Annotated in this window: 16 protein-coding genes and 1 pseudogene; 1 reads left to right on the top strand and 16 read right to left on the bottom strand. The window is 40.0% G+C overall.

The window, feature by feature from the left end; translation table 11 throughout:
* Positions 1-56 precede the first annotated feature (56 nt).
* The 6 genes from VGA95_02170 to VGA95_02145 form a co-directional block, all read right to left on the bottom strand.
* Positions 57-521: a heavy metal-responsive transcriptional regulator gene (locus tag VGA95_02170; GenBank protein HEX9665341.1), complete on the bottom strand. Its 465-nt coding sequence runs from the start codon at positions 519-521 to the stop codon at positions 57-59.
* A 64-nt stretch (positions 522-585) separates the two neighbouring features.
* Positions 586-759: a hypothetical protein gene (locus tag VGA95_02165; protein ID HEX9665340.1), complete on the bottom strand. Its 174-nt coding sequence runs from the start codon at positions 757-759 to the stop codon at positions 586-588.
* A gap of 215 nt (positions 760-974) precedes the next feature.
* Complete coding sequence (locus tag VGA95_02160) at positions 975-2,009, bottom strand: DUF4346 domain-containing protein (GenBank protein HEX9665339.1); 1,035 nt, start codon at positions 2,007-2,009, stop codon at positions 975-977.
* Positions 2,010-2,114: 105 nt separating this feature from the next.
* Positions 2,115-2,735 (bottom strand): class I SAM-dependent methyltransferase, encoded by a 621-nt coding sequence (locus VGA95_02155; protein HEX9665338.1) that lies wholly within the window; start codon positions 2,733-2,735, stop codon positions 2,115-2,117.
* Positions 2,736-2,837: 102 nt separating this feature from the next.
* On the bottom strand, positions 2,838-3,029 hold the full coding sequence (locus VGA95_02150) for a GDCCVxC domain-containing (seleno)protein (GenBank protein HEX9665337.1): 192 nt from the start codon (positions 3,027-3,029) through the stop codon (positions 2,838-2,840).
* A gap of 128 nt (positions 3,030-3,157) precedes the next feature.
* The gene (locus VGA95_02145; GenBank protein HEX9665336.1) at positions 3,158-3,487 is read right to left on the bottom strand and encodes a YnfA family protein; all 330 of its coding nucleotides are present in this window, start codon (positions 3,485-3,487) and stop codon (positions 3,158-3,160) included.
* Between the two features lie 233 nt (positions 3,488-3,720).
* Between VGA95_02145 and VGA95_02140 the strand changes: the two genes are divergently transcribed.
* Complete coding sequence (locus VGA95_02140) at positions 3,721-4,455, top strand: sulfite exporter TauE/SafE family protein (protein ID HEX9665335.1); 735 nt, start codon at positions 3,721-3,723, stop codon at positions 4,453-4,455.
* A 157-nt stretch (positions 4,456-4,612) separates the two neighbouring features.
* Here the strand turns inward: VGA95_02140 and VGA95_02135 are convergent, their stop codons facing one another.
* The 10 genes and pseudogenes from VGA95_02135 to VGA95_02090 all read right to left on the bottom strand — a co-directional run.
* Positions 4,613-5,167, bottom strand: coding sequence for a hypothetical protein (locus tag VGA95_02135; GenBank protein ID HEX9665334.1), 555 nt, complete (start codon positions 5,165-5,167; stop codon positions 4,613-4,615).
* Between the two features lie 169 nt (positions 5,168-5,336).
* Positions 5,337-5,657: pseudogene (locus VGA95_02130) on the bottom strand (heavy metal translocating P-type ATPase).
* Positions 5,658-6,036: 379 nt separating this feature from the next.
* Positions 6,037-6,402, bottom strand: coding sequence for a hypothetical protein (locus VGA95_02125; GenBank protein ID HEX9665333.1), 366 nt, complete (start codon positions 6,400-6,402; stop codon positions 6,037-6,039).
* 253 nt (positions 6,403-6,655) lie between these two features.
* A complete protein-coding gene (locus VGA95_02120) occupies positions 6,656-7,228 on the bottom strand; it encodes a cytochrome c (protein ID HEX9665332.1) in 573 nt (190 codons plus the stop codon).
* A gap of 187 nt (positions 7,229-7,415) precedes the next feature.
* On the bottom strand, positions 7,416-8,426 hold the full coding sequence (gene galT / locus VGA95_02115; GenBank protein ID HEX9665331.1) for a galactose-1-phosphate uridylyltransferase: 1,011 nt from the start codon (positions 8,424-8,426) through the stop codon (positions 7,416-7,418).
* A 28-nt stretch (positions 8,427-8,454) separates the two neighbouring features.
* Entirely contained in the window at positions 8,455-8,790 is a 336-nt protein-coding gene (locus VGA95_02110) for a YHS domain-containing protein (GenBank protein ID HEX9665330.1), read from the bottom strand.
* Positions 8,791-8,950: 160 nt separating this feature from the next.
* Positions 8,951-9,313 (bottom strand): hypothetical protein, encoded by a 363-nt coding sequence (locus tag VGA95_02105; GenBank protein HEX9665329.1) that lies wholly within the window; start codon positions 9,311-9,313, stop codon positions 8,951-8,953.
* Between the two features lie 130 nt (positions 9,314-9,443).
* Complete coding sequence (locus VGA95_02100) at positions 9,444-9,938, bottom strand: hypothetical protein (protein ID HEX9665328.1); 495 nt, start codon at positions 9,936-9,938, stop codon at positions 9,444-9,446.
* Between the two features lie 29 nt (positions 9,939-9,967).
* Entirely contained in the window at positions 9,968-13,168 is a 3,201-nt protein-coding gene (locus VGA95_02095; GenBank protein ID HEX9665327.1) for a CusA/CzcA family heavy metal efflux RND transporter, read from the bottom strand.
* Positions 13,169-13,187: 19 nt separating this feature from the next.
* A partial coding sequence (locus VGA95_02090) for an efflux RND transporter periplasmic adaptor subunit (protein HEX9665326.1) occupies positions 13,188-14,629 on the bottom strand: 1,442 nt, incomplete at its 5' end.

Genomic DNA, 14,629 nt, shown 5'->3' with positions numbered 1-14,629 from the left:
ATAAGCAGTAAGTTTTTGACTCTAAAAAAAATGTACCACATGCCTTTGCCACCTGGTTATTTACTGAGTGATGAGGTCTTAGAAGAATTTTTAGATACTCGAACGGTAACCTTCTCAATTTGGGGGCAAATTCCTACACCTTTATCGACTTCTACTGTTTTCATACTTGCCCATTCATCTTCAAGCTTTTTAAGCTCTCGTCTGAGCGTGGTTAGTTCAGCTAGCTTCTGCTCGAGATCCATGAGCCTTTTACTTAAAAGGTCTCGAACATGAGCGCATGGCTTAAGCCCTCTATCACTTAAAGCAAGAACCTCTCTAATTTCTCTCAGAGTGAATCCTAGACCCTGGGCTTTCTTTATGAAATTAATCCGCTTTATTGTATCTTGAGAATAAACCCTATAGTTATTCTGCTCTCGTTTGGGCTTAGACAAGAGGTTAATTCCCTCGTAGTAACGGATTGTCTTAGGATTGACACGAGTTTGTTTGGCTAGTTTCCCAATAAAAAGCGGTTTTTCTTCCATATTTTATCCTCCACATAAACTAAATTGGGGAAGGTGGAAGATGACCACCTTCCCCTAAAATGGGTTAAAGCTTTCCAAGTGCCCCGCTGAGGATCTTCTCAACAAGCGTATTCCATTCAGCTACGCTTAGCTCTACCATGTTTCCTTCTTCTCCAATTGTCACATGACTCTCAAATAATTTTACCTCGGGGCACATGTCACATGCTGGACAAAGGTAAACTGTTTCTTTTGGCTCCATTTTTATCACCTCGCTGATTTTGAAGTTTTAATATTAATTGTACACCTTACAGTAGAGTGGAATGTCAAGGGGGAAAATTTAATCTGCTGGGAAATTATGATGGACTGGAGGGAGTAAGTACATGAAACGAAAAAATGGTCTTCCGGAGATTGAGATTCGTTGTTAGTGAGTTATTAACATTAGGTCTGTAAATAATGCATCCCTTTGTGACCTCTTTACGCACCATCCTGCATATATTTAAATCCAAGTTTCATTGAAAGCTCTGCCTTTGCTAATTCCTTACCAAGATAAGCGGCATGGGTCAACTGTGTAACCCAACCGTATTCTATAATCGTCGAGTAGATGCTTTTAGCATCTTGACCCTCTATTAAATGTTGAAGTTTATTATCGTAGGAGTAATGCTCTACTGTGATGATACCTTTATCCTGTCGGGGGATAATCACAAAGTAACCAGCTTTGTCTAGCGCGACTTTTGTGTGCGATTTTGCTTTTATAACCGGGACCGACAAAATCTGAACACGTTCTGTTTTATCAAAATTCTCCTCACAAATAGAAGAGGGAAGTATCATTTGTGAAAGCTCATTGATTTTTTCTATTATTATCGCCTCATCTTCACAGCTAATCATATCCACGACCTCAACCTGATTCCGAAAGGCTTCAACTTCTCTCTTAGTCACATTTCTTAAAAATGGACGCTTCCCAGGAGACCCTATCACTCTCCCTTTCCCATCGATCCCATTTTCTCCAAGGGCAAGGAAAGTTTTTCCTGGCAGATGATCCTTCGAGTCTTTTCCAGTTAGCAGAAGATAACGTATTGTTGGATTGGTAATCGTGTTTTTGATGACTTTGTCAATGCCTATGTTTTCTGTCTCAGTTTTTCCGACAATGCAAAGCCCCTTTGGCTTAATACTGGCAAGCCTTTCAGAAAGTTCTACGCTGGCAAGAGTAGAAACTGCAATTGGACAACTCTGATCATCACATAAGGAAAAATAATCTCCTGGAACAGGAGGCCAGGTTTGTTGTCTAATCTCAAATCCACAACGTAAAGATCTCGCCTCTGCTATTTCAGGGAATTCATGAGCAAATATATTCATAGCTTCTGCAGGGTAACAATACTCACAACCGAGGCACTCATACTTAATTGGGTCCATTAAGTAAAGCCAATGCTCTATGTTTTTAATCAGTTCCGATGAACCCTGAGTCTGATTCAGGGAAAAAGAGGAGTGGAGGTTCTCCAAAGTCTGCTTCATACATCCGCATTTTCTGCACTTCTCAAGATCTATTCCTTCTTGCAGTTCGGATTTAATTTTGTTAATTGTGCTATTCTTACTAATGCTACTAATTTTTTCACTCCTTTAATTCATCTTTTGGAATAATGTATAGATGTATGACCTGGGTTCACCTGATGGCATGTAATACATATAATCAAAATACTCAAGCAGATCAAAATTCTCTCCCAAGAATTTCGCCAGCATATTTTGATCGTAATTCATCACATCCAGACCACTGCACTTTTTCGCCCCCTTCAACGAAAAACTTGCAATGATTACATAGCCACCTTTTTTAACCACCTTCTTTAGCGTTTTTAAGTACATGTGTCGATGGTTTTCTTCTAGGAGAAAATGAAATAAAGCCCTGTCATGCCAAAGTGCTATATCCCTTAAATTCTGAATATGGATTGGCTTTGTAATATCATCTACAATCCATTTTACTAAGCGGCTATTATCCTCGCCTAATCTTTCTTTTAGCTTGTTCAATGCTACTTCACTAATGTCAACTGCGTTAATATTTTTAAATCCTTGCACAATAAGAGAATCAATTAAAGTTGATGCACCTACACCTACATCTAATATAGGCTCATCCCTATTAATATGGCATTTGGAAATTAATTTAATGGAAGGTAAAGAAATTTCTTCATACCACCCTAACTTGTTTATGTCTTTTGAAGTGTAAATTCTGCTCCAATGTTCTTTCACTGTATTATTCATCATTATAGTAATTATTCTTTTACCATTTATATCTTTTTAAAAATTATAAGAGGTTCCTCATGGAAACAAAATTTGTGCAATCCAAATTATTCACCGCCCCTCTTGTTTTGGCGGGCATTTTAAACTTCCGTAGGAACAAAAGACGCAACAATCTCCTGGTCTTGGTTTAAGTACTGTTTTACAGTTCGTGCATTCATAGAAGAATTGGCAGGCATCGACCGGCATGGTCGCCTCCTTTTCAAATCCACATTCAGGGCATCTGATTACTGCCTGTAATTCCATTTTCTAATAATTCAATTGCGTTTTCTGAACAATCCCATTTTAAAAATTACATATTGGTCATCTTTGTAATTGCTTGTGATTTTGTACCCTTTTAACTGAATGTTTTAAGAATAAATATAATTCAGAATTCAACTTCTGGGCCAATACATTATTACAAAAACGCCGATCAATGAAATAGTGCCACCCATAAGGTCGAATCTGTCTGGAGTTATATTATCGATCTTCCATCCCCAAAGAATAGCCAGTACTATGAATATACCTCCATAGGCTGCATAAACCCTTCCAAAATGTGCTGGTTGAAGAGTGGGAATAACCCCGTAAAGTACTAGCACAACCGCTCCAAAAAGAGCAAACCAGATACTTTTACCTTCTCTTAACCAGAGCCATACAAGATACCCACCTCCTATTTCACACAATCCAGCCAATACAAAATAAAACAATGACTTTGCAATTACCATAATATCTCCTCTCTAGTTTTTTAGCATTGCTAATACTAAAATTTTAAATTCGATTTTGCACGCGGGGCGACCTGTTTTCATCACGGTAGTAAAACTACGGGGTATTCAACAAGTATGTTAATAAATTCAGGGTAAAATCAAAATAAGGTTAAAAAAAATTACTAAAGATTTTATGACAGTTTGTTTTAATATTTAAATAAGATATTTCTATAAAATTATTGAGGGGATAATCTCTGAGTGAATTATTATTTTTTGCGACGGCATTTATTGCTGAGGTAATAGGAACGGCTATAGGTTTTGGTTCTTCAACAATTTTCATGCCTATTGCCTTATTTTTTATAAACTTCAAGGCTGCTCTAATACTTGTCGCCTTCTTCCATGTATTCGGAAATTTAGGAAGATTAACTTTTTTTCGTCATGGTCTCGATAAAAAACTGATATTACTCTTCGGAGTGCCAAGTATTATTTTGACAGGAGTTGGGGCTGTATTTGTGAAATATATTTCTCAAGATATTTTCAAGTTGATTCTAGGGATCTTTCTCTTAATATTTTCCATAACCACGACTTTCAGACCTGAGTTTAGGTTTTCTGCGACAAAAAGGAGCGCCATAATTGGAGGGGGTCTATCAGGTTTCTTAGCGGGTTTAATTGGCACTGGCGGGGCATTGAGGGGCGCCTTTCTAATTGCTTTTGACTTGGAGAAAACAAGGTATATAGCTTCTGCGGCCGCTATTGCTATAGGAGTCGATTTGACTAGGATTCCCATATATTTAGGAAGTGGATTTCTAGAAAAGAAATATTATCTCTATGTACCTTTGCTATTCGTAATTGCTTTTGCTGGTTCCTATACAGGGAGGAAAGTATTAACAAAAATACCTCAAAGTTTTTTTAGAAGATTGGTTCTAGTTGCAATCGCGCTCATGAGCTTGAAATTTGTTATTGACGGTGTCACTAATTTATTTCGTTAGTTTTAAGAACCCTGCGTTTATTGCCACGATCACACTGCTTAAGGACATGAATCCCGCGCCAGGTGCCGGCCTGAGTAGAATTCTAGGTGAACAAAGTAATACTGCTCATTTAACATAAAATTTAAGTTCCCTTATAATTACTCGGCTAATAAGATTATTACTCACTCTGATCCTCTTCATGTTTTTCAACAGGAACTTGTTCCTTACTCTCCATTTTCATCATTTGACCGCCCATCATCGGCATCGGTCCCATAATCGTCTTGAAATTTTCCAAACCGATTGTTTTTCTGATTGATACAAGCCCGTTTACGTAGAGATCTGCCATAGCAAGATTGATATCGTTAGAGTTTTTGATTTCTTCTTTTACCTTTGAGGGGTCAAAATTGGGATCATGTAACAAATCCATAACTTTAATGTGTGAGATTTTAAAATCAGCTTCCTTTTGAACAATTGGATACAGAAACATTTCATTTATCTTGGATAACTCCTTTTTCTGTTGGTCCGTAAGTTCAAGATTATTCGCTTTCATCAGGAGATGGTGAATCATCATGCCATACATCGTAGTATGCTTTCCTCCCATCATTCCATGCATACCCATCATACCTTGACCAGGCATACTCTTCTGTCCCTCTTTTTTCTGCATCGTGCCCTGGGCAAATGAGATGTTTACCGAAGATACCATAATAGCGATTAAAATTATAAATCTTCTCACATTTATTACCTCCTGAGTACAATTACTCTTTCAAAGTGCTCTTATTCCACTTATTTACATTTAAACCTAATGTGTGACGATGTCAATATATTCAATTTCATGGGATCTCCCTTCATTTACATTTTCTGTAAATCCGTTAGAAGATAGCAATATACTCATTTATGCTAGTTCATCTCTCAATTCTAAGAAACTTCGCATTTATGGCGACCATTACTGTACTCAGTGACATTAGCACCGCGCCAAGTGTCGGACTGAGAAGTATTCTCAAAGGATACAGAACTCCTGCTGCGAGCGGGATAGCAACTACATTGTCGCCTGTAGCCCAGGCAAGATTCTGGACCATCTTCTTATAGGTAGCGCGTGCAAGGTCTAGTATTGCAACTACATCCAGAGGGTTACTTCTTACAAGAACGATGTCTGCAGTTTCTACAGCAACGTCTGTCCCAGCACCAATAGCAATGCCAACGTGAGCCTGGGCGAGGGCAGGGGCGCCCTTATGATTATGGTCAAGCTTTTGCAGTTGAAGATTTTTTGTCTTGTGGGTTCCGTTTCGTGATTTTTTTCCAGTAAAGGCTTTATCGTTCGCTTTCCCAGTTAGCGCCATGATATTTATTAATATTTACGTCAAAATATAAACAAAATCAAGAACCTAGTCGTAGCTTTTAAGGACTCGGCGTATAAACCTCTACTCTCTTCTGTTATGTCCTAGTAATCCTGGGACAGTTTTAAGTGGAGAAGGTAATCCTAAAAGTGTGCAGTGCCCTGCTTCGCCGGCGAGGAAAATAAAAAAACTCTAGTTAGGATTATGGGAATTTGCCGTCTTAATAATTTCCCCAAGATAGTAAAATAAATTACCTTAGGAAGTTACATCATTTTTGTTGCTGCATTTCTTGCGCCATCTTCTCGTGTTCCTGTGCCATAGATTTATACTCATTAGCTGCATCACTATATTCCTGCGAAAGCTTCTCGCAGTTGCTAACCATCGATAACCACGGCTTGCTTCGGTTTTTATAAGATTCTCCCATAGATTTATGCTCCTCTGCCAGTTCCTCCATTTTTGCGGCTTCTTTTTCGTAGTATTCGGCAATCTTCATGTGGTCTTCGGGAGTCTGCGCCTTTTCAATCAAAATCAAGATTTCCTCTTCCTCGGAAGCATAACTCGGCACTTCGATCAAATACGAGAACATCACTAGAGATAACAAAAACGAAGCTAGAGTTAACAAATTTTTCATCATATTACCCCCTTCTTGTAACTACTTTGTCTTGTTACTATAAAGATTTAAATTTTAGTTAAAATTAATCCCTGAATTCTATAGCTTGCAAAGTTCATGCCATTTTTAATCTTAGCCTGTTTCAAAAACTTATTTGCCAGTTCTTTTTAACATTTGCACAAAAATTGTTCAATCTTGATTAAAAATTAAGCATATCCAGCTCCGGTAGCTTAGACATCGATTGCGTTTATGCTATTACCAATTCATAAACAAATTTCTAATGTTCGTGGCCAGGTTCATGATGATGCTCGTGATCATTTCCGTGCTCATGCTCCTGATTCTGCGCTTTTTCCTCCTCTACCATCGCTTTATACTTTTCAGCGGTCAAGTCGGGAAGCTGCTTCAGAAAGGCTACTATTGACCATAGTTCCTCTTCACTGTGAGTCGGTCCAAAGGCGGGCATTCCTGTCATTTTAATTCCATTCTTCGTAATCCAATAAAGCTCCTCTGAGCTGAATTCCTCGATCTCATCTGCAAGCTCCGGTGGTTCGGGATATAGTCCTTTACCTATCTCGGAGGGTTTAACACCTGGAGCGCCATGGCATCCTACACACATTTCTTTATAGTGATTGAATCCCGTCTTGACCATTGATTGATCGTCAAGGGAGGGAACGGTAACACCATTTGCATGGGATCTGATTGATTGTTCGGTAGTGGTGTCCAATATAAATTCTGTAAGTTTCGTATGGGGCTTAGTAGCTGCGACATCATATTTTCCCATGTAGATGAAGATAAAAAAGCCCACGATAACAATTATAATAAAAATTAAGATTGTCCATATCACTTTCATCTCTTACCTCCTTATTGCAACGTCATTATCTATTATCTTGACTCATATTACCATAACATGATCATTTATTATCATATAAATTGTTATTGAGTCATCAAGCAAGCAATTCGAAGTTTTTGTTGATTCAACGGTAGTTTATCCGTTTTTAGGGTCAGTCGCGATTCGGAAGACATCCTGTAAGAATAGACTAAATCTTTACATTCCTTATAAATTCTGCTGTTTCTTCCGGAAGGGAAGTGTTTATAAAAATACCGGAGCCAATTTCAAACCCGGCCACCGTAGTAAGTCTTGGTATGATCTGGATATGCCAGAGATAATAGCTCTTATTTTCGTCATCGACAGGTGCTGTATGGATCACCAAGTTAAAGTCAGGATTATTGAGTGACTTATAAATCTTTAAGAGGGTGATTTTTAATACTCTTGCAAGGTCAGGAATGTCTTCGGGAGGGATGTTACCAAAGGAAGAAAGATGCCTTTTTGGAGCAATCCATGTCTCAAAGGGGGAGCGGGAAGCAAAGGGATGAAATACGACGAATTTATCTGCCTCTAAAACTATTCTTTCTTTATTTTTAAGCTCCCCTAGTACAATATCACAATTAATACATCTTCCCGTATCATCAAAGTAGGACGTCGCAACTTCGAATTTTCTTCTTATATGCGCTGGAACAATAGGAGTTGCTACTAACTGTGAATGGGGGTGATCCAGTGATATTCCTGCTGATTTGCCATAATTTTTGAAAATTATGATCAGTTTGACGGTAGGATGCTTTTTTACAACATTGTATCTTTCCCGATAGGCTAGGAGTATTTCCTCAACTTCTTTATCCTTCATAAGCGGGATTAGTCCATTATGATATGGAGTCTCGATTATTATCTCATGAACACCGACTCCATCCATCTTTCTAAACAATTTCTCTTCCTCTCTCCTCACTATGGAACCATCATGAACTAGAGCTGGATATTTATTCGGAGTTGCTCTCACTCGCCAACCGGGACTATTAGCTTTTCCTGAATCACGATAGGCTAGGACTTCAGGAGGTGTTTCCGATTCATTGCCTGGGCAGAAGGGACAGGAATCTACAAAGGGGGGGAGGACTTCCTTAATTTTTGTAATCTTAAAGTCATGGGGTCGTCTCGCTCTCTCTGTTGCAATAATCACCCATTCCTTTGTATTGGAATCTTGTCTTAACTCTGGCATGATTTTTATCTTCTCTTCTAAATAATAGCTAAGCCTCCGGTTCCCCAGTCCTAAGAAAGCGTGATGGGTCAGACACAAATAGTTCTTTGCATGAGGCTGAGCAAAAATAATGCTCCTCACCCTCATGTATAATAGAACCTGCCCTCTTTTGATTCAATTGCATCCCGCAAACCGGGTCTTTTGTTTCATCATATGCGTCCAGCGTGGATTCTTTTTTCTTGGTCCTAGCTGTAGTGTCTAACAGTGAGGCGTATAGTTTCATTTCATCACCAATTAAGTGAGTCAGCAGAAATCGTTTTCTTACAATTTCTTTACCACGGATGCCCAGCTTCTTGCCCTCTTCCGGATTTCTAAGGAGCCACAATGTCTTCTCGGCGCACTCTTCTATCGAGTTAACTAAGAACCCCCCCCAACACCTTCTTCCATCTGAATAGGTATACCTCCGGCTCTACCTGCTACAACCGGTGTTCCTTTCCAGAGCGTTTCTGACACGACTAGGCCAAATCCCCTACCTGATAAACTGTCTATTTCTGTTGCATCTCCTGCGCCATCTTTTCGTGTTCCTGTGCCAGTGATTTATATTCATTAGCGGCTTCAGTATACTCCTGTGTGAGCCTCTCACAGTTTTTAACCATTGAAGGCCAAGGTTTGCTTCTGTTCTTATAAGCTGCACCCATTGATTTATGACTCTGAGCCATTTGCTCCATTTTAGCCGCCTGTTTCTCATAATATTCAGCTATCTTCATATGTTCCTCAGGTGTGTTCGCAGTTTCAATAAGCACATTTATGTCTTCTTCCTCTGAAGCATTAACTGATATGTTTGTTGTCAACGGAAGAAACAAAACTGACGCAATCAAAGCTATGATTACCAGGAAAAGCTTATTCATCTGTATCACCTCCTTCGTTTTTATATTTTTGACATATTGCATTTATTTTGCCTCCTTATGTGATGTGGCTTGATGTTTTAGTGAATTATCCATTTTTATAAAAACCTTAAATCTTTGGTATACGATTTTGCTAATTTTCACTGTCTTTAGCCGAATCACGCCACTGTCCCTTCTTTACTCCAAGCTCTTTTAGTTTCTCTTCCATTTCTTTTAGGCACTCAACTTCGCAAGCGTCTACTGGGCGATCGAAACCCGCCCGGTGTACGATTTTTAAAGTGAGTGTTACCTCGTCTCTTAATTTACGGATTGGAGCTGAATGAATGGATCTATCGAAAATTCCTATATCATATTTACTTTCGCGTCCTTCTTTTGGTGTTATTAACTTAGCAATTTTTTTTAGATCGTTATATACCTTCACACATTCATCACAACCAGGGGTAGGGTGGTGTACAGGATGATAATGGATTCCCGTCAGGTCTAGTTCAAAACCGATCTGTACTTTATTCCCATTCTTATCTATAAGGTATTCCGGCCACACCTCCCAGCAGACTTTATGTTGATTGACAAGTTTTTTGAGGTAGTCCAATTCTTGACTGTTTTTCAAATATGTTTCGTTATTGACCATCCTTATCAACACGCCTCACTTTACCTACTTTACTTTTCTAAAGATCTGCTTTTCCAGATTTCATAAATTGCAGGGATTATGATAAGAGTAAGAATAGTCGATGTTACTAGTCCGCCAACCATGGGCGCTGCAATCCGTTTCATTACGTCGGCACCTGCACCGTGACTCCACATAAGTGGAAGAAGCCCCATGATCATTGCCATAACGGTCATCATTTTAGGTCTAACCCTTTGTACTGCTCCGTCGTGTATAGCCTTTGCCAAGCTCTTTGAATCTTTTTTCCCCTCTTTAATCATCTTCTCATAATACTCATCAAGGTAGATTATCATTACAACACCCGTTTGGGCTGCAAGTCCTGCAAGTGCAATAAATCCCACCCATGTGGCAACACTCATGTTATAACCCAGAAGATGCATGAGCCATATTCCACCGACTGCGGCGAAGGGAACCGAAAGAAGGATTATCAAGGTTTCCACAACATTGTTAAAATTCAGGTACAGAATCACGAAGATTATTAGAAGGGTAAGTGGGACAACTAGCTTAAGACGCTCTTTTACCCTCTGCATATATTCATACTGTCCACTCCATGTGAGAAAATATCCCGTAGGCAGCTTAACGTGTTCACCAATAGCCTTTTTGGCCTCTTCAACATAGCTTCCGATATCCCTTCCAGTTATATCAACATATACATAACCAACCTTAGTCGCCTCCTCAGTTCTTATCTCTGGAGGGCCCATTACGATACTGATATCAGCTAGTTGATCTATGGGAATCTGTGCCCCGGAAGGAGTTGGAACGAGGACTCTCTCAAGCTTTCTACTCTCGTCGCGTAGTTCCGTTGAATATCTAACATTTACAGGATATCTCTCAGGACCTTCGATAGTCAGGGTAATGTTATTCCCCCCTATTGCTGCTTCTATAACATCTTCTACATCCTCAACCCTCAATCCATAACGTGCTGCTTCATCGCGCTTGACCCAAAAATCTATGTAGTATCCACCGGTTACTCTTTCAGCATAAACGCTCCTAGTCCCTGGGATTCCCTGAAGCGCTCCTTCAATTTCTTTTCCGATCTCCTCGATTTTTGTAAGGTTCGGTCCAAAAATCTTAATTCCTATGGGAGTTCTAATACCTGTTGTAAGCATATCAACCCTTGCTTTTATTGGCATGGTCCAGGCGTTTATATAGCCTGGAAATCGGAGTGCCTGATTTAATTCATTAATCAGCTCCTCCGGGGAGATGGTCCGTTCCTCAGGCCAGATAAGTCGAAATGCCTTTTTAAGCGGTTCGGGCGTCCAACCTGAATACCAGCGATTCTCGGGAATCTTTCGCCATTCATGCTCGGGATTTAAGACTATATTTGTTTCTACCATTGAAAGGGGGGCTGGATCGGTTGACGTCTCAGATCTGCCGACTTTTCCGAATACTGTTCTAACTTCTGGAAAGCTTTTAATTATCTTATCTCTAACTTGTATGAATTTTCCCGCTTCAGTTATTGAGATTCCGGGTGGCGTAACCGGCATATCCATTAAGACCCCTTCATAAAGCGGGGGCATAAACTCAGAGCCCAGTTTGAAGAATATAGGAATTGTAACGACAAGAATAATAACTGCTATAAACACTGTAGTTTTCTTGAATCTTAATACAAGGTTCACCACTGGGTCATAGGCCTTTATTAATATTCGGCTCACGGGGTTTTTCTTTTCCGGTGTAATCTTCCCGCGAACGAGTATTGTAACCAAAGCTGTTGTGAGGGTTATAGATATAATTGCTGCAAATGCCATGCCAAAAGTCTTTGTAAAGGCAAGTGGTTTAAAAAGCCTTCCTTCTTGATATTCAAGTGAGAAAACAGGAATAAATGAAGCGGTGATCACGAGTAATGCAAAAAATATAGGCTTTCCAACTTCTTTCATGGCATCTATAACTACATCTAATCTATTCCTTTTTTTCCCCTCCTCTTCCCAGTGTTCAAGTCTCTTATGTACGTTCTCGACAATCACTATTGCAGCGTCGACCATGGCTCCTATTGCTATAGCAATTCCTCCAAGGGACATTATGTTGGATGTGAGCTTGAGGTAATACATAGGGATAAAGGAAAATAAAATCGCAAATGGAAGGGTTAGGATAACTACGAGTGCGGATCGAAAGTGATATAGAAACACCAAACAGACTATACTGACTATGATGCTTTCCTCTATAAGTTTTTCCTTAAGGGTTTTAATGGCACTCTTGATAAGTTCAGAACGGTCATAGGTAGTAACCAGTTTTATGCCCTCGGGAAAAGCGCCTTTAACTTCTTCAAGCTTTTCTTTTACACCATTTATCACATTCAGGGCATTCTCGCGGAATCGGGCGACCACAATGCCCCCGGCTACTTCACCCTCTCCATTGAGTTCTGTGAGGCCTCTTCTAATGTCTGGTCCGAGTCGTACGTCGGCTAGTTCTCTAAGGAGCACAGGAGTACCTGTTCCCTCCCCATCCACGGACACAACTATATTTCTTATATCGTCAAGTGATTTTATATATCCCCTTCCCCTTACAATATATTCCCTACCTGTCCACTCTACTACTCTTCCTCCAACATCATTGTTGCTCATTCTCACCGAGTCAATCACGGTTTTTAAGGGTATGTTATAGCCTAAAAGCTTATTGGGATCCACGTTTATCTGATACTGCTTTACAAATCCTCCAACACTGGCGACCTCTGCAACGCCTGGCACGCTTTGTAGCCAGTATCTTAAATACCATTCCTGGAAAGATCGTAATTCTGATAGGTCGTATTTACCTGTTTCATCAACTAGAGCATATTCGTAAACCCAACCAACACCAGTAGCATCAGGCCCAATAATTGGATTAACGCCCTCGGGCAATCTACCCTGGAGTCCAGTGAGATATTCGAGCACACGGCTTCTTGCCCAGTATATATCGGTTCCGTCCTCAAATAAGACATACACAAAAGAGAATCCAAACATGGATATACCCCTTACAACTGTCACTTTTGGGGCTGCAAGGAGCAATGTTGTTATTGGGTATGTAATTTGATCTTCGACTAAATCGGGGCTCCTTCCTGGCCAATCGGTGAAAATGATAACTTGGGTATCGGAGAGATCTGGTATGGCATCAAGAGGGGTATTTTTAAGAGCCCAAATACCCCAGACTGTCAGAAAGAAAATAATAAGAAGTACCATAAATCGATTTCGAGCAGAAAATTCAATTATCTTATCGACCATGTCTTGTCTCCTTTACGGTTCACCTAACGTTAATTTCAGAGAGGTTAGATACAGGCGGTTTTCCAGGCATTGTTGCGGCGACCTTTACTTGCCATGAACCGCTCATTGGGATTTCGGTCTCAACAAAATATTGTCCATTTTTAGAATGCTTTCCTTTTGCCGTTACGCTCATTGCAGGCATTCCCATTGAAGGCATAGCCGGCATATGAAATAGAACATCAACATTAGCATTTTTTATTGGATTTCCATTGACATCTGTCAAAGTAATTTTGAAGGTATTATCTCCGACTTTAGGCGGTACGTTATTTGACTTAAAAGAAATGTTAACGTCTTTAGGTGCTAATTTTGGAGCTTCGGAAACAGGCTCCATCCCTCCATGCCCGGGCATACCCGCACCGAATGATTCCAAAGCAGCTTTCAAACGGCTTTCTGAATCTACAAGGAAAGCTGCGCTTCTTACCACACTCTCGCCTTCTTTTAGGCCGGTTAAAACCTCATAGTAGCCTTCAGCTTTTTGTCCGACTTTAACCTCTCTTGGTTCATAATAGCCATCTCCCATAGCGACAAATACGATATTTCTTTCTCCAGTTTCAATGACCGAATCCCCTGAAACGGATAGCCTTTCTCCTAAAGGAACTTTTAGCTCAACATTGGCATACATACCGGGCTTTAGTTTCATACCTTCATTTTTAAACTCAAACCTCACTTTCACAGTTCTGGTTTTTGTCTCTAAAGTTGGGTAAACGTAGGTGACGTTTCCTTGAAAAACATCCGCTGGGTAGTATGACAGAGAAAGTGTTGCTTCTTGTCCCTCTTTAATCAGTGGAAGTTCGTATTCATATATGTCCGCAAGAAGCCATAGAGAAGACAGATCCACAATCTCAAATACAACGTCACTGGGCATAATCATCTTCTGAGGAAAGGCCTCTCGCTTAGTTACGTATCCACTTATAGGAGAATAGAGAGTTAGGTATTTAATGGGTCTTCCTGTTTTTTCAATTCTCCTGATTTCGCTGTCAGGTATATCCCAGAGGAGGAGCCTTTCACGTGTAGCCTCAAGCAGTGATTTTGCACTTGAAGAGATTTCAGGGAATGAGCTTTTTCCAAACGAGTCCTGTGCCCTTAGAGCAAGAAGGTATTCTTGTTGGGTAGAAACGAGCTCTGGGCTGTACACCGTAAAAATCGGTTCCCCACGTCTTACATATTTCCCAACATAATCTACAAACACATCATTAATCCATCCCGTAAATTTGATACTAATCCGCGCAATCTTTGTCTCATCGGCTTCAATTATTCCAACTGTTCTGATATCCCTTATAAGATTTCTTGTAATCACTTCATCTGTCTTTACACCTATAAGCTGTTGTCTTTGTGGAGTGATATTAATCTCTGTATAGCCCTCGGGGTTCTGCTGAGTCTCCATTTCTTTATTCCCTTCCATATTCATACCCTCGTGCCCCA

The sequence above is a fragment of the Thermodesulfobacteriota bacterium genome (genome assembly GCA_036397855.1).
GTDB lineage: Bacteria > Desulfobacterota_D > UBA1144 > Nemesobacterales > CSP1-2 > DASWID01.
The sequence above is the reverse complement of the archived record's forward strand: the minus strand, read 5'-3'. Positions and strand labels throughout refer to the sequence as shown.